Source organism: Rhizobium leguminosarum (genome assembly GCF_001679785.1).
GTDB lineage: Bacteria > Pseudomonadota > Alphaproteobacteria > Rhizobiales > Rhizobiaceae > Rhizobium > Rhizobium leguminosarum_R.
Genome location: NZ_CP016286.1, coordinates 1,031,030 through 1,051,611, shown reverse-complemented (window position 1 = coordinate 1,051,611; position 20,582 = coordinate 1,031,030). Strand labels below are relative to the sequence as shown.

The window sequence follows — 20,582 nt, the reverse complement described above, 5'->3', positions numbered from 1 at the left end:
AAGGGACGCGGCAAACCGGTTATCCTTTGGTTTCGCAAGGATTTGCGCCCCTTGACGACAACGAGGCTCTCAACGCAGCCCATCTCTCCGGGCGGCAGATCATCCCGTGAATTGCGGCTGAAGGCTCACGCCACGTCAGGCGTCCGGCGCCTCCGCCTGAAGTCGGCGTCCGGCCGCTTGCAGACGTGGCGGAATGACATATCAGCACGCGCGTTTTTCACACGCGCGAAGCGCGTTGCAGCACTTTCAGCTGCTGCAAAATCTTATCCTCAAATCGGTTCCGATTTCAGGAATTATGCGGTAGCCTTTCATGCAATGGCCGGAGGCCGCCCGAGCACATCGTAGCGGATGTATCGTCGTCCCGAACCGGCAAAAAATGCCGGAGGAGGAAAGATGAGCAAGGCGCAGGACTGGAATCTGATGGCTCGTGACGCGGTGACGCTGACGGGGGAAAACATATCCCGTCTGGTGAAGGGTCTGCCCTTCAAGGCGAAGTTGGCGCTGCGCGGGCTACTGCGCATGCAGCATGGTTCGCTTGCCGTCACCCTTCCCGACGGCCGCAGGCTGCTGATCGAGGGAAAGCAGCCCGGGCCGAAGGCGGCGCTCAGCCTCAACAATTGGAACCTTGCCTATCGGGCGCTGACGAGCGGCACGATCGGGGTCGCCGAAACCTATATGGACGGCGATTGGGACAGTCCCGACATCACCGCCTTCCTTGAACTCTTCCTCGTCAACGGCGAGGCAGCACACAGCTATGCGCACGGCAAGGGCGGCGTCGGCCGCCTCTTCGAGCGCGTCCGCCATTGGATGAACGCCAATACCAAAACGGGCTCGAAGCGCAACATTTCCGCCCATTACGATCTCGGCAACGATTTCTACAGGGAATGGCTCGATCCGAGCATGACCTATTCCTCAGCACTCTATTCGACCGGCGCCAATGATCTGCAATCGGCCCAGAACGCCAAATACCGGGCGCTTGCCGAGGCGACGGGCATCGGGCCTGGCGATCATGTGCTGGAGATCGGCTGCGGCTGGGGCGGTTTTGCCGAATTTGCCGCAAGTGAGCTGAACTGCAAGGTGACGGGGCTGACGATCAGCCGCGAGCAGCTCGCCTTTGCCGAGGCGCGCATTCACAAGGCCGGCCTCGATGACCGCGTGGAATTCCGCTTCCAGGACTACCGCGATGAAGCAGGGCTCTACGACCGGATCGTCTCGATCGAGATGTTCGAAGCGGTCGGCGAAAAATACTGGCCGTCCTATTTCTCCAAGCTCCGGCAATGTCTGAAGCCGGGCGGCAAGGCTGGGCTGCAGATCATCACCATCCGGCCGGAATCCTTCGACCAGTATCGCAGCAACCCCGACTTCATCCAGAAATACGTCTTTCCCGGCGGCATGCTGCCGACGCGCAACCATCTGGCCGAACTTGCCGGCAAGGTCGATCTGTCGCTGGTCAAGGATTTCGGCTTCGGGCTCGACTACGCCCGCACGCTCGCCGAATGGCGCGAGCGTTTCTGGTCGGTCTGGGAACGCATCCGCCCGATGGGCTTCGACGAGCGCTTCAAGCGGCTCTGGGAATTCTATCTGTTCTATTGCGAGGCCGGCTTCCGTGCCCGCAATATCGATGTGCGCCAGGTCGTGTTCTCGCGCCGTTGATCATTCCGCCGCATGCGGTGTCACCGGGTGGCGACCAGCCGACGGCGGCCGCTCCCGCCAGCCGGTCACGCGGTTCACCAGCGTGAAATAGGCGCCATAGGGGAGCAGGCGCGCGAGCTTCAGCATAGCGGTGAAGCGCTTCGGGAAGGTGATCTCGAAGGCCTGCGATTTCAACCCGGCGGCAATCTCCCGGGCGGCCTCCTCGACCGATACCAGCGATGGCATCGGAAAGGCATTCTTCCTCGTTGCCGGCGTATCGACGAAGCCCGGGCTGACGAGCTGGATGCGGATGCCCATCTTGTCGAGATCGAATTTCAGGCTTTCGGCCATATTGATCAGCGCCGCCTTGGTGGCGCCATAGGCAGCTCCCGTCGGCAGGCCGCCATAGCCGGTGACGGAGGAAACGATGGCGATCTGTCCCTGCCCCTTCGCCTTCATATGGCGGATCGCCGGCAGCAGACAGTTGACGACGCCGGAAAGATTGACGGCAAAGCTCTTCTCGAAATCGGTGCGGTTCAGATCCTCGGCATGGACGGGCAGGTTGACGCCGGCATTGAGGATCGCCATGGCGAGCGTGCCGTGCTCATATTCGATGGAGGCCATGACATGTTCCATGTCCTCGGCATTGGTGACGTCGCCGTCGAGCACAATGATACTGCCCGAGAGGCCATTGGCTTCGGCTTGCAGTTCGACCAGCTTTTCATGGCTTCTGGCCGTGACGGCGACCTTGTATCCTTCGCCGGCGAGCCTCAGTGCAAGCGCCCGGCCGATGCCTGAACTCGCGCCCGAAATCCAGACGATTCCATGTTCGGGATGGGCAATGAAATCACGCATGACATGTTCCTCCGGGCTGCCTGATCAATGCGAAAACAGGTCCGGAAGTTCCTCAACCCCTCCGGATTTACGGCTCTATCACACTATTGTGGCTGCTTTCAGCCGATCAGGTCGCCGATCATCTGGCGGAAGGATCCGGTGAGCTTGACCGGTCCGTCCGAGACGGCAAAGGCGATGCACGGCCTGTCCTTTTCGGCGACCGGCCGGTGGTCGACCGTCTCGTCGGCAATGGAGATATCACCGGGACCGAAACGACCGCGTTCATCGTTGAAGGCACCGTCGAGAATGAGAATCAGCTCCATGCCTTTGTGGGTGTGCGCCGGCAAGGCGCGGCCCGGCCGGATCCACATCAGGCTGACGTCGCAGCCGTCCATGTCGAGCGAATATTCCTTAAAACCGGGCAACCGACGGCGCCAGGGCACATCTTCGGCCTCGAAGCCCAAGAGGGCGCGCAACGCTTGCGGAAACAGCGCGTTTTCCGGCCGCGCGGCCGTCCGTGGCGCCGGGACGGGAGACGCAGAGGAAAAGATTGCCGCAAGCCGCGCGTCGCGATCGGCAATAGCCGCTTCAGGCGCGTTTTCCAGGGCCTCCGCGGCCAGCAGCTCGAGGCTGTTCACCAGGCTGCGATTTTCCGGTTTCATTTCGAGATGAGACTGCACCAGCACACGCGCCGGCTCGGGCAAGGAGCCGGCGACATAATGCGCCATCAATGCATCGATCGTGTCGATCTGCTCGTGAACCATGTCGGTTTCGGTCACGCCCTGTTGCCGCGCTCCGTTTTCGCTTTGTCGTCATCCGTACGGGGAAAGTCAATCTTCGGATCACCCCTTACACGGCGGGATTGCGGGCCATGCGTCATTTCGGAGGAGGAAAGCCAAATTTTATCGCGGCCGACAGAGGTGTGGAATAGCTTTTCTTGCCAACTCAGCCTTGTGAAGGGAAAAGACCGTTCCTAAAGTAAGAATTCGAATAGAGGCAGATTCCATGACCTTCCACCCCTCCGTCCTCGACGCCATCGGCAACACGCCCCTGATCAAACTCAAGGGTGCCTCAGAGGCGACCGGCTGCACCATTCTCGGCAAGGCGGAGTTCCTGAACCCCGGCCAGTCGGTCAAGGATCGCGCCGCGCTCTACATCATCCGCGACGCAGAGCGGAAGGGGTTGCTTCGTCCGGGCGGCGTCATCGTCGAGGGTACGGCCGGCAATACCGGCATCGGGCTGACGCTGGTCGCCAAGGCGCTCGGTTATCGCACCGTCATCGTCATCCCGGAAACGCAGAGCCAGGAAAAGAAGGACGCGCTGAAGCTGCTCGGCGCCGAACTCATCGAAGTGCCCGCCGTTCCCTACAAGAACCCGAACAACTACGTGAAGGTATCCGGGCGGTTGGCGGAGCAGCTGGCGAAGACCGAGCCGAACGGGGCGATCTGGGCAAACCAGTTCGACAACGTCGCCAACCGCCAGGCGCATGTCGAAACGACGGCAAAAGAAATCTGGAAAGACACCGACGGCAAGGTCGACGGCTTTATCTGCTCGGTCGGTTCCGGCGGCACGCTGGCAGGTGTCGCCGCCGGCCTCAAGGCTTTCAAGGCAGACGTCAAGATCGGCATCGCCGATCCCGATGGCGCCGCACTCTATGAATTCTACCAGAACGGCGCGCTGAAATCCGAGGGATCCTCGATCACCGAGGGCATCGGCCAAGGCCGCATCACCGCCAATCTCGAGGGTTTCGCACCTGACTATGCCTATCGGATCCCGGATGCCGAAGCGCTTCCTTATCTCTTCGACCTCGTCGAGAACGAGGGCCTCTGCCTCGGCGGATCGACAGCGATCAACATTGCCGGCGCGGTCAATCTTGCCCGGGATCTCGGGCCTGGTCACACGGTGGTGACGATCCTCTGCGATTACGGCAACCGCTATCAGTCAAAACTCTTCAACCCGGATTTCCTGACCTCGAAGGGGCTGCCCGTTCCGGGCTGGATGGCCAAGTCGCCCGATATCCACGTTCCCTACGAGCCCGTGTGAGACCCCATGCCCGTCAATGCCCTCTATCGTGACGACTTCTATCTCTCGACGTGCGAGGCGGTCGTCACTGCCGTTCATGAAGACGGGGGCATCGAACTGGACCAGACCTGCTTCTATGCGACATCAGGCGGCCAGCCCGGCGACACCGGCGAGCTCGAGCGCGCCGACGGCAGCAAGATCGCGCTCGGCCAGACGAAGCATGGTCCCAGCAAAGATGTCATCATCCACGTGCCGCTCGAAGGTGCGCCGCGGCCCGTGGTCGGCGAGATGCTGGTGCTGCATGTCGACTGGCCGCGCCGCTACAGGCTGATGCGCATGCACACGGCCTGCCACCTGCTTTCCGTCGTCTGCTCCTATCCGATCACCGGCGCTGCCGTCGGAGAGGAGGAAAGCCGCGTCGACTTCGACATGGCCGAAACGATCGACAAGGACGAGGTGACGGCCGAGCTGATGGAACTGGTCGAGCAGAACCATCCGGTCACTCTGCAATGGATCACCGACGAGGAGCTTGTGGCCAATCCCGACATCGTCAAATCGAAGAACGTACGCCCGCCGATCGGGCTCGGGCGCGTCAGCCTCGTCTGCATCGGCGAGAACTCCTCGATTGACAGCCAACCCTGCGGTGGCACACATGTTTCCGAGACTCAGGAAGTCGGCCGGATCCATATCGCCAAGATCGAGAAGAAGGGCAAAGAGAACCGGCGCTTCCGCATTCGCTTCGGCACGCCCGGCGACGAAGCCTGACCATCAAGGGAGACCATCATGAGTGAGACCAAGAGCCGTTTCGTCGTTTCGGCCGACTGGCTGCAGTCCGAGCTCGGGAAAGCTGATCTGCGGGTGCTGGACGCTTCCTTCTATCTGCCGGCGCAGAAGCGCGATGCCGATGCCGAATATGCGGCCGGCCATATTCCCGGCGCCATCCGCTTCGACCAGGACAAGATCGCCGACCATTCGACGTCGCTGCCGCACACGATCCCCTCGCCCGATTATTTCGCCGCCGAAGTCGGCCGGCTCGGCATCAGCGAGAATGATCGGATCGTCGTCTATGACGGTATCGGCCTGTTCGCCTCGCCGCGCGTCTGGTGGCTGTTCCGGGTGATGGGCGCGAAAAACGTCTTCGTTCTCGACGGCGGCCTCGACGGCTGGAAGGCCGAGGGCCGTCCACTTGAAACCGAAACACCCAATCCTGTGCCGGCGACCTTTACGCCTGACTTCGACGAAAGCCGCGTGGTGACGTTCGATACGATGCGCGATATCGTCTCCAGTGGCGCGATGCAGATCGCCGATGCCCGCAGCGCCGGCCGCTTCGCCGCCGTCGAACCTGAACCGCGTGCCGGCATGCGTTCCGGCCATATGCCCGGCGCCCGCAGCCTGCCCTCCGGCGTCTTCGCCAGCCAGGGCCGTTTCAAATCGCTGCCCGAACTCAGGCAGACGATCGAGGATGCCGGCATCGATCTTTCAAAGCCTGTCGTCACCTCCTGCGGCTCGGGAATCACCGCCGCGATCATCACGCTGGCGTTGGAATCGCTCGGCCATCACGACAACAAGCTTTATGACGGCTCGTGGAGCGAATGGGGCAGCCGTGACGATACGCCCATCGTCGCCGGTCCGCCGACGCCGGTCAAAGTCTGATCGCCATGGGAAAGGCACCCGCTTCGCTGAAAGCTCACATCACCCGGCTCGAAATGACGGCGCCGCCGAAGGCGAGCATGCCGGTGCCCGTCAATATCCAGACGGCGATCATGCGGGCTCCCGAGATCCCATTACCCTTCTACCGCTATCTCTACCGGCAGGTGGGCGCGCGCTGGCAATGGGTGGACCGGTTGCGTATGAGCGACGAGCAGCTTGCCGAGACGCTGAACGACAAGCGTAACAATATCAGCGTTCTCTACGTGAACGGCGCGCCCGCCGGCTTCTACGAATATTTCTGCGAAGACGAGGATATGATCGAGCTCAGCCATTTCGGCCTGATCGAACATGCGCTCGGTCTCGGCATCGGCAAATGGTTCCTGCTGCAGGCGCTCTATGCCATCTGGTCGCTCAATCCCAAGCGGGTTACCACCACCACCAACAACCTCGACCATCCGCGTGCGCTGCAGCTCTACCAGATGTACGGCTTCTCCCCCGTTTCGACAGGCACCGGCATCGTCCGGCCGCTCAGTGACAAGGAACTTCTGGAGCTTGCGCGGAAAAGCTGACGCTCTTCCCGACGTAGCTAACGCTGCGTTAGGCTATTCGGGCGGCGCGGATCATTGCGGCGCTCGAAATCGAGTGTGCGGCCCGATTGTTCCTTCAGCTCTGCCACCTCCCGCCGCAGAGCCCTGAGCTCTTCCAGTATTTCCGCATTCTGTTGCGCCAGCAGCGCGAGATCGACATCGGGCATGGGCTTTTTCCTTTTCGTCATGCAGTTTTGCGGAATCCGATAGCAAATGCCAGCCATGTCGGCTTGGCCCAAAGCCGACATTCACGCTGAGCGGAAATCACCGATAAGGCACGGGGGACTGTCGCCGTGCCGGCGGCCGGTGATGAGCCATGCGCGCGAATCGAATTGAATACCGTGGGGTGTCTGGTGCTCCTCCAGCATGTCGAGCAGCCGCGCCCGTATTTCGGCTGTCGTGGCGGGACGATCGAGGGCGTTCTTCACATTTTCAAATGTCTGAATCGTCGCCAATGCAGTCTCGGGATCCGGACCGTAGAATACAGGCTCGTTGATTTCACGAAACTCAATGGCGGTGAATCCTGCCGTTTCGAGCAGTCCAGACGTTACCGAGGGTTCGCTCAGCGAAAAGGCTTTGCTGGCCGCAACCGGACCGGTTGAATCCGGATCAAGCGCCTTATGTATAGCGGTCGCCCACTCATTGTGGTCTCTGCCCTGCCAGACCATGAAAATGAAACGCCCACCGGGGCGTACGGCGTTGGCGATGTTGGCGAAAGCCACCGCCGGATCGGCGAAGAACATGACGCCAAATCGACTGATACAAAGGTCGAATTCCCCTTTTGCGAAGACATGGTTCTGTGCGTCCGCCAGTTCGAACGTCGCATTCGGTAATCCCTCCTCGGCGCTGCGTCGACGGGCAATCTCCAGCATCGTGGCGGACAGGTCTATCCCGTGCGCCCGTCCTGCTTCCGCAGCGCGAGCGGCGTCACGTGTGGTTTGTCCGGCGCCGCAACCGATATCGAGAACACGATCAGACCGCCCGACCGCAGCGGCGACCCGAAAATGCGCGTTGTGGCGAGCAAGCTCGGCATCATAGAAGTCCGCGAAGTTCAATGCCGCTTCCTCAGCCATCATCTGTCCCTCCAAACCGAAATTCATGACGCCGCCAGCCAGCGCACCCTCTCAAAACCGAGCAGCGGCCCGACCCTGTGCCACCCGATCGTGTACCACGATATGAAGACGCCAGACATACCCGGCGCGGCGACGAGAGACACGATCGAGCCGACGAGCAGCGAGAAGAAAGCTGGTCCATGACAGGCGTCGACCCGCTTGGGGGCGACCCGTGGTGACCTGCTTTTGGCGCACTCCCGCAGTGTCTGAGGTTACGCGGAGGGTGGAAGCGTGCGCTTTGAGGAAGAAGCATATTCCGCGTTTCACTCGATCGCTCAATTGCTTGCGGCGCGCAAGAATCGGGTGGCTTGTACACTCGTCCGGGTGCATTTCATGACAATCACAAAGGAGATCTGCCATGACCGCCATTCGTTTTGTCGCAATGCCGACGACCGACGCCGAACACCTCTGGAACGGCGGCCGCGACGCCTATGACAGGCTGCCCGAGACGATCGTTTCCGATGGTCCCGGTCATCCCTGCCGCCATTGCCTCGAAAATATCGATGCGGGCGAGGCGTTGCTGGTCTTCGCTTACCGGCCCTTCCCCGAGCTGCAGCCCTATGCCGAAACCGGCCCGGTCTTCCTGCACAAGCAGCCTTGTGCACGCTATGCCGCCGAAGAGATCATGCCGCCGGTGCTGACGACGAGCCGTGACTTCATCGTCCGCGGCTATAACGAAAATGACCGCATCGTCTACGGCACCGGCGCGGTGACTGCTATCGGCGATATTCCAGCCTATTGCGAAGAGCTGCTGGGACGATCTGATATCGCCTATGTGCATGTGCGCTCCGCGCGCAACAACTGCTTCCAATGCCGGATCGACAAGGTAAAGGCGCCGCCCCTGGTGGAGGCCGGCGCTTCTATCTGACCTATAGTCAGGTCTCTCACGCTACGTTCAGCACGCTTTCCGGCGCGAAAGCCTCGTAGCCCAGCGCGTCGGCGACCGGCTTGCTGGTGATGCGGCCCTTGTGGACGTTGAGGCCGTTCCTCAGATGCTTGTCTTCGGCGATGGCGCGCAGGCCGCGATCGGCAAGCGCCAGGCCATGAACCAATGTGGCGTTGTTCAGCGCGTGCGCCGAGGTGACCGGCACGGCGCCCGGCATGTTGGCGACGCAATAATGCACGACGCCGTCGACTTCATAGGTCGGATCGGAATGGGTCGTCGCATGCGAGGTCTCGAAACAGCCGCCCTGGTCGATGGCGACGTCGACGATGACGGAGCCCTTCTTCATGCCGGACAGCATCTCGCGGGTGACGAGCTTCGGAGCGGCAGCGCCGGGGATCAGTACGGCGCCGATAATGAGATCGGCTGAGAAGACTTCCTCCTCCAGCGCCTGGATGCTGGAACAGCGGGTGTGGATGCGGCCTGCGAAGATATCGTCGAGCTGGCGCAGGCGCGGCAGCGACCTGTCGAGGATGCTGACATCGGCGCCAAGGCCGGCAGCCATCCTGGCCGCATGCAGGCCGACGACGCCGCCGCCGATGACCGCGACCTTGGCCGGCAACACGCCGGGCACGCCGCCGAGCAGGACGCCGAGGCCGCCATTGGCCTTCTGCAGGGCGGTCGCTCCTGCCTGGATCGACAGGCGTCCGGCGACCTCCGACATCGGCGCCAGCAACGGCAGGCCGCCGCGCTCGTCGGTCACCGTCTCATAGGCGATCGCGGTGACGCCCGAGGCGATGAGACCCTTGGTCTGTTCGGGATCCGGCGCCAGATGCAGGTAGGTGTAGAGAAGCTGACCGTCGCGGAGCTGCGTCCATTCGGCGGGCTGCGGCTCCTTCACCTTGACGATCATGTCGCACTTTTCGAAGATATCCTTGGCGGAGGCGGCGATTTTGGCACCGGCCGCGGCATAGGCGGCATCATCAGCGCCGATACCGACGCCCGCCTTGGTCTCCACCCAGACCTCGTGGCCGTGGGCAACATATTCGCGCACCGAGGCCGGCGTCAGGCCGACGCGATATTCATGATTCTTGATTTCCTTCGGGCAACCGACACGCATGCGCGTTCCTCTCATTTTATCTCCGCAGCCGCGGATTTTTCAGATGAGGAATCCAACCATCAAGGCAGTGAAATGTCCTTGCAAAGACGATTTGCGAAGACGTGATTTTTCGGCGATTATTGCGCCTCTCCTATCTTTCTTCGAAGGTTCTTCGAATGGCCGATCTCGATACCATCGATCTTGCGATTCTCCGGGCATTGCAGGCAAACGCCCGCATCACCAATGCCGAGCTTGCCGAAAGGATCGGATTGTCGCCTTCGGCCTGTTCGCGCCGGCTCGACATCTTGGAAAGAAGCGGCGTCATCGGCGGCTACCATGCGCGGCTTTCACACAAGGCGCTCGACTACAAGATGATCGCCATCGTGCATATCTCGCTCTCCGGCCAGTTCGCCAAGACGCTGGCGGAATTCGAGGCAGCGGTGAAGCTCTGCCCAAACGTGCTCGTCTGCTACCTGATGTCGGGCGAATACGACTATATCTTGCGCGTCGCCGCCCGCGACCTCGATGACTATGAGCGGATCCACCGGGACTGGCTGTCGGCCCTGCCCCACGTCGTCAAAATCAATTCGAGCTTCGCGCTCAGAGAAATCATCGACAAGCCGAATGTCGGCCTTTGAGGCCTTGCATCTTTGCCGAAAGCCTGCCCAGACTTTCGATGCGCGTAAGCGCCTCCCCACTACAGCGCCGCGCGTCTTTTCAGACGCGCAGAGGACGCTGTAACACTTTGGACTTCTGCAAAATTTCACCCTTAAATCGGAATCGATTAAGGGTGAAATTATGCAGTAATGGCAAATCATGACATCGAAGACCCAAGGCTATATTTTCGCGCTGCTGGCGATCACCATCTTCTCCCTGCAAGATGCCATCTCGAAACATCTGGCGACGGCTTATCCGCCAGTCTTCGTGACGATGATCCGTTACTGGGCCTTTGCGCTTTTCACGATCATCCTCGCTGCGAAGATGCGCGGCGGCATCAAGGCGACGGCCCGCACCAAGCGCCCTCTCCTGCAGGTGACCCGCGGCGTGCTGCTTGCCGTCCAGGTGGTCCTCGCCATCACCTGCTTTGCAATAATCGGTCTTGCCCGTTCACAGGCGATCTTTTCCGCGACGCCGATCCTGATCGCGCTGCTGGCGATGCCGATCCTCGGCGAGCGGGTCGGGTGGCGGCGGTGGGCAGCGATCGGTGCCGGACTTTTCGGGGTGCTGCTGATCCTCAAGCCGGAAGGCGAATTTTTCGACGTGAAGCTGCTTCTCGCCGTCATTTCCTGCTTCAACTTCGCCTTCTACGTCATCGCCACCCGTCTGGTCAGCCGCGACGATTCGTCGATGACCAGCTTCTTCTATACCGGCGTCGTCGGCGGCGTCACGATGACGCTCATCGGACCGTTCTACTGGAGCTGGATGTCGTCGGGTGACTGGGGCTGGATGGCGCTCGTCTGCGTCACCAGCATTTCCAGCCACTATTTCCTGATCCGCGCCTATGATGTTCTCGATGCCGCCGCCGTCCAGCCGCTGACCTATCTGTCACTTGTCTACGCCTCGGTCATCGGCATGGCGGTCTATGACGAAACGCTCAGTCTCAACACGATCATCGGTTCGATCATCGTGGTTGCCGCCGGCATTTTCACGGTCTGGCGCGAGCATGTGGTCGGAAGCAGGGCCACCGCCGCCAATTGATGTTTCACTGCAATTTTAGCCAAGCCCCTAAAACCATTTCAATTTTCCGGCGCTATGCTCCCTCGCAATACCAAGGGAGACAGTATGACCCGCAACTTGAAAATCACGGCCCGGAAGACTGATCGGAAAAACTGCCGCGTTTTCGGCCATGTCAAATACCTGAACAGCCAGGTGGATGCCCGCATCCTCGACCTATCGCTGACCGGTGCCGCCCTGGAGATGAAGGGGCCGCTCCATGCCGCCTCCGGCAGCAAGGTGCGCATCGAGGCTGAAAACCTCGGGCTGCTCGAAGGCATCATCCGCTGGAAGCATAATGGCCGCGTCGGCATCCAGTTCGACGTGAATTCGAATGCGCGGGCGCAGATTTCCTCCTATTTCCGGTTTTTCCACAAGGAGATGCGACCGGTGCTGGCGGTACGCCAGCTGGCCAAAGCCAGCACTAATAGTGACCGGATGCCTCATTTGGCAACGTCGACGCTGAAATCGTAAGGCTGCACGGCCTTTGCGCCGAATGACCGGCTGAGATCGTTCCAGTAGCTGCGGTTGACGTTGACGTCTAGGGTGACCGAACCTTGCGTTTGCGGCAGCCTGGCGCCGAGGTTCCTGACGTCGACGGTGGCGGTATTGGTGTTGGCGCCGGACAGCAGGATCGTTTCCGTGCCGAGCGGCACGTTGACCGCGCCGGGCGCCTGGCTGCTGGAGAGCGGCTCGCTTGATATGATCTGGCCGTCTCCGCCGAGGAACTTGATATCGCAGGTCTGGCATTCGCCCTGCGTCCAGCCGGGATTGACCTTCAATTCGACCCGCGGCGGCAGGGAGCGAGTGCCATCCTGAGCATGGGCGACGCCGACGATGCCGAACAGGCTGGCGGCCGAGCTGACCTCGATCGGCCGCGGGTTGGCTGCACTCCCCTGTGCAGCGGCCATGATGAGAGCCGGTGCGCCGATGCCAAGAAGAAGCGCCTTCTGCAACTGCTGTTCGCGATAGATCAGCGCGATAGCGCCGCCGATAATGAAGAAGACGACGATGGCGGCAAGCGCGCAGGCAACTGAGATCCAAGGGTTTGCCGTCGTCGTCAGCCATTTCTCGACATCGCCGCTGTAGAGCGCCTGCGCCTTGTCGACCAGACTGGGTGCGATGCCTCCGAAACCTCCGACCAAAGCGATAACGATCTTGTTCATAATCCCATCTCCCCAATGGTTCCAACCGCCGCCACTGTACCATAAATTGTATTTCACGACCATGCCGCTATCCCGCTGGATTGTTTTGACGTCCTGTCATTTTCGCAGTGTACTCCTCGTCAAATCGTCCTAATTCTGACGGGCCGGACGATGCATGATCTTTGAAGGAGAGTTTCCATGTCTTCCATTTTCGATGTTGGTGTAATGAGCCGCCGTTCCCTGCTCGGCGGCCTTGCCGCCACTTCCGCCCTGGTGCTGCTGCACCCTTTCAGCGCGCGCGCCAGCGTCAACCAGGCCCATCTCAGGCTGATGGAAACGACCGACATCCACGTCAATGTCTTCCCCTATGACTATTATGCCGACAAGCCGAACGACACGATGGGCCTGTCGCGCACCGGGACGATCATCGACGCGATCCGCGCAGAGGCCGTCAACTCGCTGCTGATCGACAATGGCGACGTGCTGCAGGGCAATCCGATGGGCGACTACATGGCCTATCAGCACGGCATGAAGGACGGCGACGTCCACCCGGTGATCAAGGCGATGAACACGCTCGGCTATACGGTCGGCACGCTCGGCAATCACGAGTTCAACTACGGCCTCGACTTCATGTTCAAGGTGCTAGCAGGCGCGAACTTCCCCTTCGTCTGCGCTAACTTGACCAAGGGCCAGCTCGCCTCGAACCCGAAGCAGGACGATCTCTTCTTCAAGCCCTACATCATCGTCGAAAAACAGATCAAGGATGGCGCCGGCAATGAGAGCCCCGTCAAGATCGGCTTCATCGGCTTTGTACCGCCGCAGATCATGCTCTGGGACATCAAGAACCTCGAAGGCAAGGCGCAAACGCGCGACATCGTCGAGGCCGCCAAGGCCTGGGTTCCCGCCATGAAGGAAGCCGGCGCCGATATCGTCATTGCGCTCTCGCATTCCGGCATCGACGGCAGCGCACCGTCCGAAAAGATGGAAAACGCCTCGCTGCATCTCGCCGCCGTCGACGGGATCGACGCGATCTTCACCGGCCACCAGCACCTCGTCTTCCCCGGCCCGAAGAGCTGGGACGGTGTGGCCAATGCCGACCCCGTCAAGGGCACGCTGCACGGCAAGCCCGCCGTGATGGCCGGCTTCTGGGGCTCACATCTCGGCCTTATCGACCTGCTGCTCGAAAAGGACGGCAATAGCTGGAAGATCGTCGATTTCACCTCGGAAGCACGTCCGATCTATCACCGCGACGACAAGAAGAAGGTGGTTGCCGACTACGCCGACAAGAAGGATGTGGTCGAGGCCGCCAAGGCCGAGCATGAGGCGACGCTTGCCTATGTCCGCACTCCGGTCGGCAAAACCTCCGCCCCGCTCTATTCCTACTTCGCGCTGGTTGCCGACGATCCCTCGGTGCAGGTCGTCAGCCAAGCCCAGACCTGGTACATCAAGCAGATGCTCGCCGACACCGAGTTCAAGGATCTGCCGGTGCTTTCGGCGGCGGCCCCCTTCAAGGCCGGCGGTCGCGGCGGCGCCGACTACTATACCGATGTTCCGGCCGGCGATATCGCCATCAAGAACGTCGCCGACCTCTATCTCTACCCGAACACGGTGCAGGCCGTTGCCATTACCGGCGCCCAAGTGAAGAACTGGCTCGAAATGTCGGCCGGCATGTTCAATCACATCGAGGCTGGCTCGAAGGATGCGGCGCTGCTCAACAATGATTTTCCGTCCTACAATTTCGACGTGATCGACGGCGTCACCTACCAGATCGACCTGTCGCAGCCGCCGAAATATGATTCATCCGGCAAACCGATCCATCCGGACGCCAACCGCATCCAGAACCTCGCCTTCAACGGCAAGCCGATCGATCCGGCGCAGAAGTTCGTCGTCGTCTCGAACAACTACCGCGCCGGCGGCGGCGGCAATTTCCCCGAGATTACCGCGGACAAGGTGATCTTCCAGGCACCGGACACCAATCGCGACGTGATCGTCCGCTATATTCATGATCAGGGCACGATCAATCCGTCGGCCGACGCAAACTGGACCTTCAAGCCGCTCCCCGGCACGACCGCGACCTTCGAAAGCGGCCCGAAGGCGAAACAGTTCCTAGCCGAGGTCAAGAGCGTCAAGATCGAGGATGCCGGCGAAGGGGCCGACGGTTTCTCGAAATTCAGGCTGGTTCTTTAGGCGGAAGACAATATCAGCGAAGGCGCGGCACCCCCGCCTTCGTCATTCGGCCGCGAGCGGCGTACCAGCGTCCTGCAGTTCCGCTATCTGAGCATGGAAATCGGCTTGGCTCGGGCAGGCGGAAAGCCGCGTGCGGAACGCGTCGATCATCCAGGTGGCGGCAGGTCCGGGCGGGTTGGCGAGCTGACGGACCGAATATATGGGATACTCCCCTGTTCGTAGGCATCCAGATCGAGATGAACGAGCCTGCCGCTCGTCAGATCGTCATGAATCACGGAAGCCGGAAGGCCGCCCCAGCCAAGGCCGGCCGTGATGAGCTGGTGCTTCGTCGCAATATCGCTGACACGCCACGTCTTGTAGGAGAGAACGTTGAAATCGCGCCCCTTCGTCCGTCCCGACGCATCGGTGACGACGAGTTGCACTTCCTCGCGGACGTCGCCGAGCGTCAGTGGCCGGCCGATCCCGGCAAGCGGGTGGTTATGCGCGGCAACCGGCAACATGAAGGAATGACCGATCCGCTCCGTGACGATCGAATCGTCCTGCTTGACGACCGCGCCGCCAATCCCGATCGTCGCCTTGCCGCTGAGGACGAGATCCATGACCATTCCGAGCTCACCGACATTGAGGCTTAACGAAACGGATGGAAACATCTCGCGGAATTCGCGGAGGACGTCCACCAGGGCTCGCGAAGGCACCATGACACTGATGGCGACGGAAACCTCCGCTTCGAGCCCTTCCCTCAGGCTCTTGACGCGCGCGCGCATGACTTGCAGATCGCCCAGAATGCGCCGCGCATCCTCCAGCATCGCCTTGCCCGCCTCCGTCAGCTTCGGCTGGCGCGCGCCGGAACGCTCAAAAAGCGGCACTTCGAGCTGCGCCTCCAGATTGGCGATCGTATAGCTCACGACCGACTGTGCACGGTTCAGCGCCCGCGAAGCGGCCGAGAAGCTGCCGGTCTCGGCAACGGTCAGAAACACCTGCAATTGGTCCAGAGTGGGGTTTGGCAGCATCTTCTATCCATTCCATCGATAGTTTCGATCGACATTATCACCGTTTTTTCGATAGCAGGCCAGACCTATTTTCCTCATCGAGACTGCGGCTCACCTCCCAGCAACGGGCCGTCAAATCCCATTCGAAAGGAAATGCACCATGTCGTCCATCCTTCTTCTGACGTCCAGCCCGCGTGCCGAATCGCTCTCGACGCCGATCGCCGTCGATCTCGCCGAAAAGCTGAAGAGCCAGAATCCAGGCAGCGTCGTCGTTCGCCGCGACCTTGCCGCCAACCCGCTGCCGCATATCGATGACCTCTTCACCGGCGCAATCCGCAAGCCGGCCGAGGCCCGCACCGCTGAGGAAGCCGCAGCCGTCAAGATTTCCGACGAACTCGTCAACGAACTGCTCGCCGCCGACACGATCGTCATCAGCACCGGCCTCATCAACTTCAACATCTATTCGTCGCTGAAGACCTGGATCGACAACGTTGCCCGCGCCGGCCTGACCTTCAAGTACACGGAAAGCGGCCCGGTCGGCCTCGCAACCGGCAAGAAGGTTTATGTCGTGCTCGCCTCGGGCGGCGTCTACTCGCAGGGCCCGGCCGCTCCCCTGAACCATGCCGTGCCGTACCTGAAGTCGGTTCTCGGCTTCCTCGGCATCAGCGATATCGAGACCATCTATGTCGAAGGCCTGGCCTTCGGTCCGGAAGCTGCCGAAAAGGCCATCGACGCCGCCAAGTCGCGCGTCCAGGAAATCGCGCTGGCCGCCTGATCGGCTCCTAAACGCTCCGCGGAACGGCCGGTCTTCGCCGGCCGTTTTTCATTTGTCGATCGGCGACAAAACCACCGGCATCGAGATCACCATCGACGGCGGCATGACGAGCGCGCCATCCGGCGCCAAGATCTTCCTCGCTGCCTGAATGAGTTTCAGCTGAGTTTCACCACGCCGGTGCGGCCGACGACACAGTTGCGGCCGCTCTTCTTAGCTGCGTAGAGCCTGCCGTCGGCAGCCGTCAGCACGGCGGTGAAATCGACGCCGTCCTCGTCGGCGGTCGCAACGCCGATGCTGACCGTGATCGGCCTGTCATCCGGCGTCTTGACGCTGGTTGCGATCGTCCAGCGCAGGCGCTCGGCAAGCAGCAGGCCTTCCTCGTGGTCGGTGCCTGGACAGACGGCAACGAATTCCTCGCCGCCGAAGCGGAAGACGCGATCGTTCGAGCGCAGCGTCGTGCCCAATCGGGCGGCGATCGCCTTCAGCACCTCGTCGCCCTGGAGATGGCCGTAGCCGTCGTTGACATCCTTGAAGTGATCGGCGTCGAGAATGAGAACGGTGGCGTATAGCCCCTGCCTCAGCGCCTCACGCAGCATCAGCGGCGCTTCAACCTCCATGCGCGTCCGATCGTAGACGCCGGTGAGCATATCGCGGCCGGTGCGCTCCAGAAGATCGTTGTAGCGCTCGCGGAACGTCAGGTCGCCGAACACGTCGCTGATGGAGCGTGCGGACCCGGCTGCTCCGCCGCGGCGAATACGATATTCATAGAATGCGAACATCGCCGTGTAGAGGCAGACGGCAAGCATTTTCGCCTTCCATCCGCCCCAGAATGCGGCGATCGGCACATCCAGGAAGTAATGCAGCGCGGCGAAGAAACCGATCTGGTCGAAGGTCAGCAGCACGAAGCCCGAAATCAGGAAGCGCAGGACGACGCGGCGGCGGAAGAAATCGCCGAGTTTTTCGTAAAGCAGGATGATGCCGAGCGAATCGACATAGAGCAGCGCCGTGCCCCAGACCATCAGCCAGCCCATCTCCTTGAGGAAATCGACGTCGGGCGTGTGGTTGGGCGACATCTGCAGCGGCTGGTGCAGCTGCAGCACCCAGGCAATACCGACGGTGAGCAGGTTGCCGAGGAAAAGACCATAGATCGGCTGGCGCACCGTCGCGGCATCTTCCTGAAGGTAAAGCATCAGGATCATCATCAGCTTGCCGGAAAAGAAGACGGATGAGCCCGGCGACACATCCCCGAACGGCAGCGAGACATAGAAGACCGCCGCCAGATAGGTCTCCATGAAATGCATGACGCCGAGGGCCGTCAGGAAAACCCCGAGACCGAGCCGGTGACGGAAATGCAGAAGCGTCACCATCAGCACGAAATAGGCGATGGCTTCGACGACGAAGAGAGCGAGGTTGAGTGTCTCCATCATGAGACCTCGGCTCCGGACGTTCGGCCTCCTGCTGGCGCGGTGATCGCGACAGCGGATTCTTTGGTCAATCGTCCGAAACAGTCAAACACGGGGGTGTCCTGCAAATCCTGCAGGCGATACCTTTCACCGCAATCCTTTAAGATTGCGTGAGTGAGATTGCGCCCGCCGGAGGGCACCCGGGTCACACACAGGAATAGTTGCAGCCGGTATCAAGGACCTATCCTCGGATCCCGATTCAAACCTGACGAAGCTTCTCGCCGTCGCCAAAGAGCGACGAACCATGCTGATCGATGATCTGCTGCGCCTTGCGCACCGTGCATTCGAGCGCGTCATCGGATGAGGAAAACAGATCGGCGCGGATGAAATTGCGCACCAGTACCTCGTCGCCGACCTTCTTTTCGATGCGACCGGCAAGACGATACTGGCCGCCTTCCTTGCGCGGCTCGGCATAGATCGTGCAATCGCCGTAAAGCTGCGGCTCGCCGGAAGGCCCTGCCGCCTCCGCAGCCGGTTTGCCGCCGCCGGAGAACATCGAAAAGATATTTGAAATGAACGAAGCCATGCTCCGCCTTTAGCACGACCGTATCGCTGTCGCCAAGTCAAATGATCAGATTGGCGAGGATCTCGTTTTCGGTAATATCCTCGTAACCCATGCCGGCTGCTTCGAAATTTCCGATCAGCCGAGCGAAATTCTCAGGCGCCTTGGTTTCGATGCCAATCAGGATCGAGCCGAAGTTACGCGCCGATTTCTTCAGATATTCGAAGCGGGCGATATCGTCGTCGGGGCCGAGCAGATTGAGGAAATCCCGAAGCGCGCCCGGGCGCTGGGCGAGCCGCAGGATGAAGTATTTCTTCAGCCCTGCATAACGCATGGCTCTTTCCTTTACGTCAGGCAGACGCTCGAAATCGAAATTGCCGCCGGAGACGACAGCGACGATGGTCTTGCCGCGGATCGCTTGGCCGTCCATCGCGGCAATCGCCGTCAGCGACAATGCGCCGGCCGGCTCCAGCACGACGCCCTCGACATTCAGCATTTCCTGAATGGTGACGCAGATGGCGTTCTCCGGCATCAGTTGCACTTGGCTTGCCGGGAACTCGCGAAGAGCGGCGAAATTCAGGTCGCCGATCCGGGCGACCGCAGCGCCATCGACGAAATTGTCGACCTTAGCAAGCGTCGTCACCTTGCCCGCCTCGATGCTGCGCTTGAGACTCGGCGCGCCGGCGGGCTCGGTGAAGACGAAAGCCGATTTCGGCACGGTGCCGTCGAGATAGCCGGTGATGCCGGCGGCCAGTCCGCCACCGCCAACCGGCAGGACGACCATGTCGGGCACCGTTCCTTCCGGCAGCTGCTGCATGATTTCGGCGGCGACGGTTGCCTGGCCTTCGATGATGTCGGCATGGTCGAAGGGCGGCACCATGACGCCGCCGACCGCCTCCACATGTTCGCGGGCGGCCTGGTAGCACTGGTCGAAGAAGTCACCGAACAGCCGGATGGTGATGAATTCGGCGCCGAACATGCGGGTCTTGTCGATCTTCTGTTGCGGTGTCGTCACCGGCATGAAGACGACGCCCGGAACGCCGAAATGGCGGCAGACGAAAGCAAAGCCCTGGGCGTGGTTGCCGGCCGAGGCGCAGACGAAGGTCTTGCCGGCGGCACCCTGCCCGATCGCCTTGCGGAAGAAATTGAAGGCGCCGCGGATCTTGTAGGAGCGCACCGGCGACAGATCCTCGCGCTTCAGCCAGATATCGGCCTCGTAGCGGGCCGACAGATGATCGTTGAGCTGTAGCGGCGTTGCCGGAAACAGGCTGCGCATTGCCTCTTCGGCGCTTTCGACATCAAGTCTCGTCACGGGCGTGGTCCATTCTCATGAGTAGCCGCTGCCGCTATGGCACAGGCCAACCGGCAAAAGAAAGCCCGTTTCGGCCATTTCCGGTTCTCTCCCGGGAAAGCCTTTCTTAAGCCAATCGCGAAATCGGCGGCAGATGAACTGATTTTAACTGTCAATGAAAAGCCAAGCCACTAATATGAAACCATGATGATCTTCAAATTTGCAAGGCCGCTCGCCTGGCTGCTGCTCGCCCTCATCCTCTTCGTCACGGTTTCGCCGATCGGGCTGAGGCCGGAAACGGTCACTACGGTCGACACCGACCGCGGGGGCGCCTATGTTCTCGTTGGCCTCGCCTTCGCGCTCGCCTATCCGAAACAGTGGAAGATGGTGGCGGTGCTGCTGATTGCCGGTGCAGTCGCCATCGAATATCTGCAGTATCTCACACCAACACGCCATCCACGCCTGCACGATGCCGGCATCAAGGCCGCCGGCGCAGCCCTCGGGCTGCTGGCTGGCTGGCTGATCAACAGGTGGCGCGAGACCAAAGCGCCAAACGCGCTTCCGCTCACAGAGCGATGATTATCTCGAGTTAGAAATCGCGCAACTGCACTGCCCAGAAGAACAGTGGTATCGCAGCTATCGCAGTTCCGAGAACAAGTGCGACACTGGTCTTGAAGATCCGGATGCGCCGAACCCTA

At 61.0% G+C, this 20,582-nt stretch carries 21 protein-coding genes and 1 pseudogene; 12 read left to right on the top strand and 10 right to left on the bottom strand.

The window, feature by feature from the left end:
• Positions 1 to 393: 393 nt before the first annotated feature.
• Positions 394 to 1,653 (top strand): SAM-dependent methyltransferase, encoded by a 1,260-nt coding sequence (locus BA011_RS05380; RefSeq protein ID WP_065279684.1) that lies wholly within the window; start codon positions 394 to 396, stop codon positions 1,651 to 1,653.
• Here the strand turns inward: BA011_RS05380 and BA011_RS05375 are convergent, their stop codons facing one another.
• Together BA011_RS05375 and BA011_RS05370 are read right to left on the bottom strand one after the other, a co-directional pair.
• A complete protein-coding gene (locus BA011_RS05375) occupies positions 1,654 to 2,487 on the bottom strand; it encodes an SDR family NAD(P)-dependent oxidoreductase (protein WP_065279683.1) in 834 nt (277 codons plus the stop codon).
• A 98-nt stretch (positions 2,488 to 2,585) separates the two neighbouring features.
• Positions 2,586 to 3,245, bottom strand: a complete 660-nt coding sequence (locus BA011_RS05370) for a ChrR family anti-sigma-E factor (protein WP_186806504.1) — start codon at positions 3,243 to 3,245, stop codon at positions 2,586 to 2,588.
• A gap of 226 nt (positions 3,246 to 3,471) precedes the next feature.
• Here BA011_RS05370 and BA011_RS05365 point away from each other — a divergent pair, with 226 nt between their 5' ends.
• From BA011_RS05365 to BA011_RS05350, 4 genes are read left to right on the top strand one after another with little or no spacing between them, the layout of a single operon-like run.
• Positions 3,472 to 4,509 carry a cysteine synthase A gene (locus tag BA011_RS05365; RefSeq protein ID WP_065279682.1) on the top strand — a complete coding sequence of 346 codons (1,038 nt, stop codon included), beginning with the start codon at positions 3,472 to 3,474 and terminating at the stop codon, positions 4,507 to 4,509.
• A gap of 6 nt (positions 4,510 to 4,515) precedes the next feature.
• Entirely contained in the window at positions 4,516 to 5,253 is a 738-nt protein-coding gene (locus BA011_RS05360) for an alanyl-tRNA editing protein (protein ID WP_065279681.1), read from the top strand.
• Positions 5,254 to 5,271: 18 nt separating this feature from the next.
• The gene (gene sseA / locus BA011_RS05355; protein ID WP_065279680.1) at positions 5,272 to 6,141 is read left to right on the top strand and encodes a 3-mercaptopyruvate sulfurtransferase; all 870 of its coding nucleotides are present in this window, start codon (positions 5,272 to 5,274) and stop codon (positions 6,139 to 6,141) included.
• Between the two features lie 5 nt (positions 6,142 to 6,146).
• Positions 6,147 to 6,707, top strand: coding sequence for a GNAT family N-acetyltransferase (locus BA011_RS05350; protein WP_017960121.1), 561 nt, complete (start codon positions 6,147 to 6,149; stop codon positions 6,705 to 6,707).
• A gap of 17 nt (positions 6,708 to 6,724) precedes the next feature.
• On the opposite strand, the gene BA011_RS05345 is transcribed toward BA011_RS05350, so the two are convergent.
• Positions 6,725 to 6,892: a hypothetical protein gene (locus BA011_RS05345; protein WP_165402793.1), complete on the bottom strand. Its 168-nt coding sequence runs from the start codon at positions 6,890 to 6,892 to the stop codon at positions 6,725 to 6,727.
• Between the two features lie 81 nt (positions 6,893 to 6,973).
• Positions 6,974 to 7,801, bottom strand: coding sequence for a class I SAM-dependent methyltransferase (locus BA011_RS05340; protein ID WP_065282419.1), 828 nt, complete (start codon positions 7,799 to 7,801; stop codon positions 6,974 to 6,976).
• 394 nt (positions 7,802 to 8,195) lie between these two features.
• Between BA011_RS05340 and BA011_RS05335 the strand changes: the two genes are divergently transcribed.
• Complete coding sequence (locus BA011_RS05335; RefSeq protein ID WP_065279679.1) at positions 8,196 to 8,705, top strand: DUF1203 domain-containing protein; 510 nt, start codon at positions 8,196 to 8,198, stop codon at positions 8,703 to 8,705.
• A 16-nt stretch (positions 8,706 to 8,721) separates the two neighbouring features.
• Here the strand turns inward: BA011_RS05335 and ald are convergent, their stop codons facing one another.
• On the bottom strand, positions 8,722 to 9,840 hold the full coding sequence (gene ald, locus BA011_RS05330; RefSeq protein ID WP_065279678.1) for an alanine dehydrogenase: 1,119 nt from the start codon (positions 9,838 to 9,840) through the stop codon (positions 8,722 to 8,724).
• A gap of 155 nt (positions 9,841 to 9,995) precedes the next feature.
• Here ald and BA011_RS05325 point away from each other — a divergent pair, with 155 nt between their 5' ends.
• The 3 genes from BA011_RS05325 to BA011_RS05315 all read left to right on the top strand — a co-directional run bounded on the left by BA011_RS05325 (position 9,996) and on the right by BA011_RS05315 (position 12,006).
• The gene (locus BA011_RS05325; protein ID WP_065279677.1) at positions 9,996 to 10,457 is read left to right on the top strand and encodes an Lrp/AsnC family transcriptional regulator; all 462 of its coding nucleotides are present in this window, start codon (positions 9,996 to 9,998) and stop codon (positions 10,455 to 10,457) included.
• 178 nt (positions 10,458 to 10,635) lie between these two features.
• Positions 10,636 to 11,517: a DMT family transporter gene (locus tag BA011_RS05320; RefSeq protein WP_065279676.1), complete on the top strand. Its 882-nt coding sequence runs from the start codon at positions 10,636 to 10,638 to the stop codon at positions 11,515 to 11,517.
• An 84-nt stretch (positions 11,518 to 11,601) separates the two neighbouring features.
• A complete protein-coding gene (locus BA011_RS05315) occupies positions 11,602 to 12,006 on the top strand; it encodes a PilZ domain-containing protein (protein ID WP_065279675.1) in 405 nt (134 codons plus the stop codon).
• On the opposite strand, the gene BA011_RS05310 is transcribed toward BA011_RS05315, so the two are convergent.
• Positions 11,976 to 12,698 carry a hypothetical protein gene (locus tag BA011_RS05310; RefSeq protein ID WP_065279674.1) on the bottom strand — a complete coding sequence of 241 codons (723 nt, stop codon included), beginning with the start codon at positions 12,696 to 12,698 and terminating at the stop codon, positions 11,976 to 11,978. The genes BA011_RS05315 and BA011_RS05310 overlap by 31 nt on opposite strands.
• 177 nt (positions 12,699 to 12,875) lie before the next feature.
• On the opposite strand from BA011_RS05310, the gene BA011_RS05305 reads away from it, so the two are divergent.
• Positions 12,876 to 14,864 carry a bifunctional 2',3'-cyclic-nucleotide 2'-phosphodiesterase/3'-nucleotidase gene (locus tag BA011_RS05305; protein ID WP_065279673.1) on the top strand — a complete coding sequence of 663 codons (1,989 nt, stop codon included), beginning with the start codon at positions 12,876 to 12,878 and terminating at the stop codon, positions 14,862 to 14,864.
• A gap of 42 nt (positions 14,865 to 14,906) precedes the next feature.
• Here BA011_RS05305 and BA011_RS05300 read toward each other — a convergent pair.
• Positions 14,907 to 15,874: pseudogene (locus BA011_RS05300) on the bottom strand (LysR family transcriptional regulator).
• A gap of 139 nt (positions 15,875 to 16,013) precedes the next feature.
• Here BA011_RS05300 and BA011_RS05295 point away from each other — a divergent pair.
• Positions 16,014 to 16,628, top strand: coding sequence for an FMN-dependent NADH-azoreductase (locus BA011_RS05295; RefSeq protein ID WP_065279672.1), 615 nt, complete (start codon positions 16,014 to 16,016; stop codon positions 16,626 to 16,628).
• 155 nt (positions 16,629 to 16,783) lie between these two features.
• On the opposite strand, the gene BA011_RS05290 is transcribed toward BA011_RS05295, so the two are convergent.
• The 3 genes from BA011_RS05290 to ilvA form a co-directional block, all read right to left on the bottom strand.
• On the bottom strand, positions 16,784 to 18,055 hold the full coding sequence (locus BA011_RS05290; RefSeq protein ID WP_065279671.1) for a sensor domain-containing diguanylate cyclase: 1,272 nt from the start codon (positions 18,053 to 18,055) through the stop codon (positions 16,784 to 16,786).
• Between the two features lie 235 nt (positions 18,056 to 18,290).
• On the bottom strand, positions 18,291 to 18,617 hold the full coding sequence (locus BA011_RS05285) for an HlyU family transcriptional regulator (RefSeq protein ID WP_065279670.1): 327 nt from the start codon (positions 18,615 to 18,617) through the stop codon (positions 18,291 to 18,293).
• 37 nt (positions 18,618 to 18,654) lie between these two features.
• A complete protein-coding gene (ilvA, locus tag BA011_RS05280; RefSeq protein ID WP_065279669.1) occupies positions 18,655 to 19,905 on the bottom strand; it encodes a threonine ammonia-lyase in 1,251 nt (416 codons plus the stop codon).
• 183 nt (positions 19,906 to 20,088) lie between these two features.
• Here ilvA and BA011_RS05275 point away from each other — a divergent pair, with 183 nt between their 5' ends.
• Positions 20,089 to 20,463: a VanZ family protein gene (locus tag BA011_RS05275; RefSeq protein ID WP_065279668.1), complete on the top strand. Its 375-nt coding sequence runs from the start codon at positions 20,089 to 20,091 to the stop codon at positions 20,461 to 20,463.
• Positions 20,464 to 20,582: the final 119 nt, after the last annotated feature.

What these genes read in the sequence shown, in the direction of transcription:
- BA011_RS05340 (WP_065282419.1), bottom strand. Translation starts at nt 7,801, where the DNA reads ATGATGGCTGAGGAAGCGGCATTGAACTTCGCGGACTTCTATGATGCC.
- BA011_RS05315 (WP_065279675.1), top strand. Translation starts at nt 11,602, where the DNA reads ATGACCCGCAACTTGAAAATCACGGCCCGGAAGACTGATCGGAAAAAC.
- BA011_RS05345 (WP_165402793.1), bottom strand. Translation starts at nt 6,892, where the DNA reads ATGCCCGATGTCGATCTCGCGCTGCTGGCGCAACAGAATGCGGAAATA.
- BA011_RS05360 (WP_065279681.1), top strand. Translation starts at nt 4,516, where the DNA reads ATGCCCGTCAATGCCCTCTATCGTGACGACTTCTATCTCTCGACGTGC.
- ald (WP_065279678.1), bottom strand. Translation starts at nt 9,840, where the DNA reads ATGCGTGTCGGTTGCCCGAAGGAAATCAAGAATCATGAATATCGCGTC.
- sseA (WP_065279680.1), top strand. Translation starts at nt 5,272, where the DNA reads ATGAGTGAGACCAAGAGCCGTTTCGTCGTTTCGGCCGACTGGCTGCAG.
- BA011_RS05325 (WP_065279677.1), top strand. Translation starts at nt 9,996, where the DNA reads ATGGCCGATCTCGATACCATCGATCTTGCGATTCTCCGGGCATTGCAG.
- BA011_RS05335 (WP_065279679.1), top strand. Translation starts at nt 8,196, where the DNA reads ATGACCGCCATTCGTTTTGTCGCAATGCCGACGACCGACGCCGAACAC.
- BA011_RS05290 (WP_065279671.1), bottom strand. Translation starts at nt 18,055, where the DNA reads ATGATGGAGACACTCAACCTCGCTCTCTTCGTCGTCGAAGCCATCGCC.
- BA011_RS05275 (WP_065279668.1), top strand. Translation starts at nt 20,089, where the DNA reads ATGATGATCTTCAAATTTGCAAGGCCGCTCGCCTGGCTGCTGCTCGCC.
- BA011_RS05310 (WP_065279674.1), bottom strand. Translation starts at nt 12,698, where the DNA reads ATGAACAAGATCGTTATCGCTTTGGTCGGAGGTTTCGGAGGCATCGCA.
- BA011_RS05380 (WP_065279684.1), top strand. Translation starts at nt 394, where the DNA reads ATGAGCAAGGCGCAGGACTGGAATCTGATGGCTCGTGACGCGGTGACG.
- BA011_RS05285 (WP_065279670.1), bottom strand. Translation starts at nt 18,617, where the DNA reads ATGGCTTCGTTCATTTCAAATATCTTTTCGATGTTCTCCGGCGGCGGC.
- BA011_RS05305 (WP_065279673.1), top strand. Translation starts at nt 12,876, where the DNA reads ATGTCTTCCATTTTCGATGTTGGTGTAATGAGCCGCCGTTCCCTGCTC.
- BA011_RS05365 (WP_065279682.1), top strand. Translation starts at nt 3,472, where the DNA reads ATGACCTTCCACCCCTCCGTCCTCGACGCCATCGGCAACACGCCCCTG.
- BA011_RS05295 (WP_065279672.1), top strand. Translation starts at nt 16,014, where the DNA reads ATGTCGTCCATCCTTCTTCTGACGTCCAGCCCGCGTGCCGAATCGCTC.
- BA011_RS05350 (WP_017960121.1), top strand. Translation starts at nt 6,147, where the DNA reads ATGGGAAAGGCACCCGCTTCGCTGAAAGCTCACATCACCCGGCTCGAA.
- BA011_RS05320 (WP_065279676.1), top strand. Translation starts at nt 10,636, where the DNA reads ATGACATCGAAGACCCAAGGCTATATTTTCGCGCTGCTGGCGATCACC.
- BA011_RS05375 (WP_065279683.1), bottom strand. Translation starts at nt 2,487, where the DNA reads ATGCGTGATTTCATTGCCCATCCCGAACATGGAATCGTCTGGATTTCG.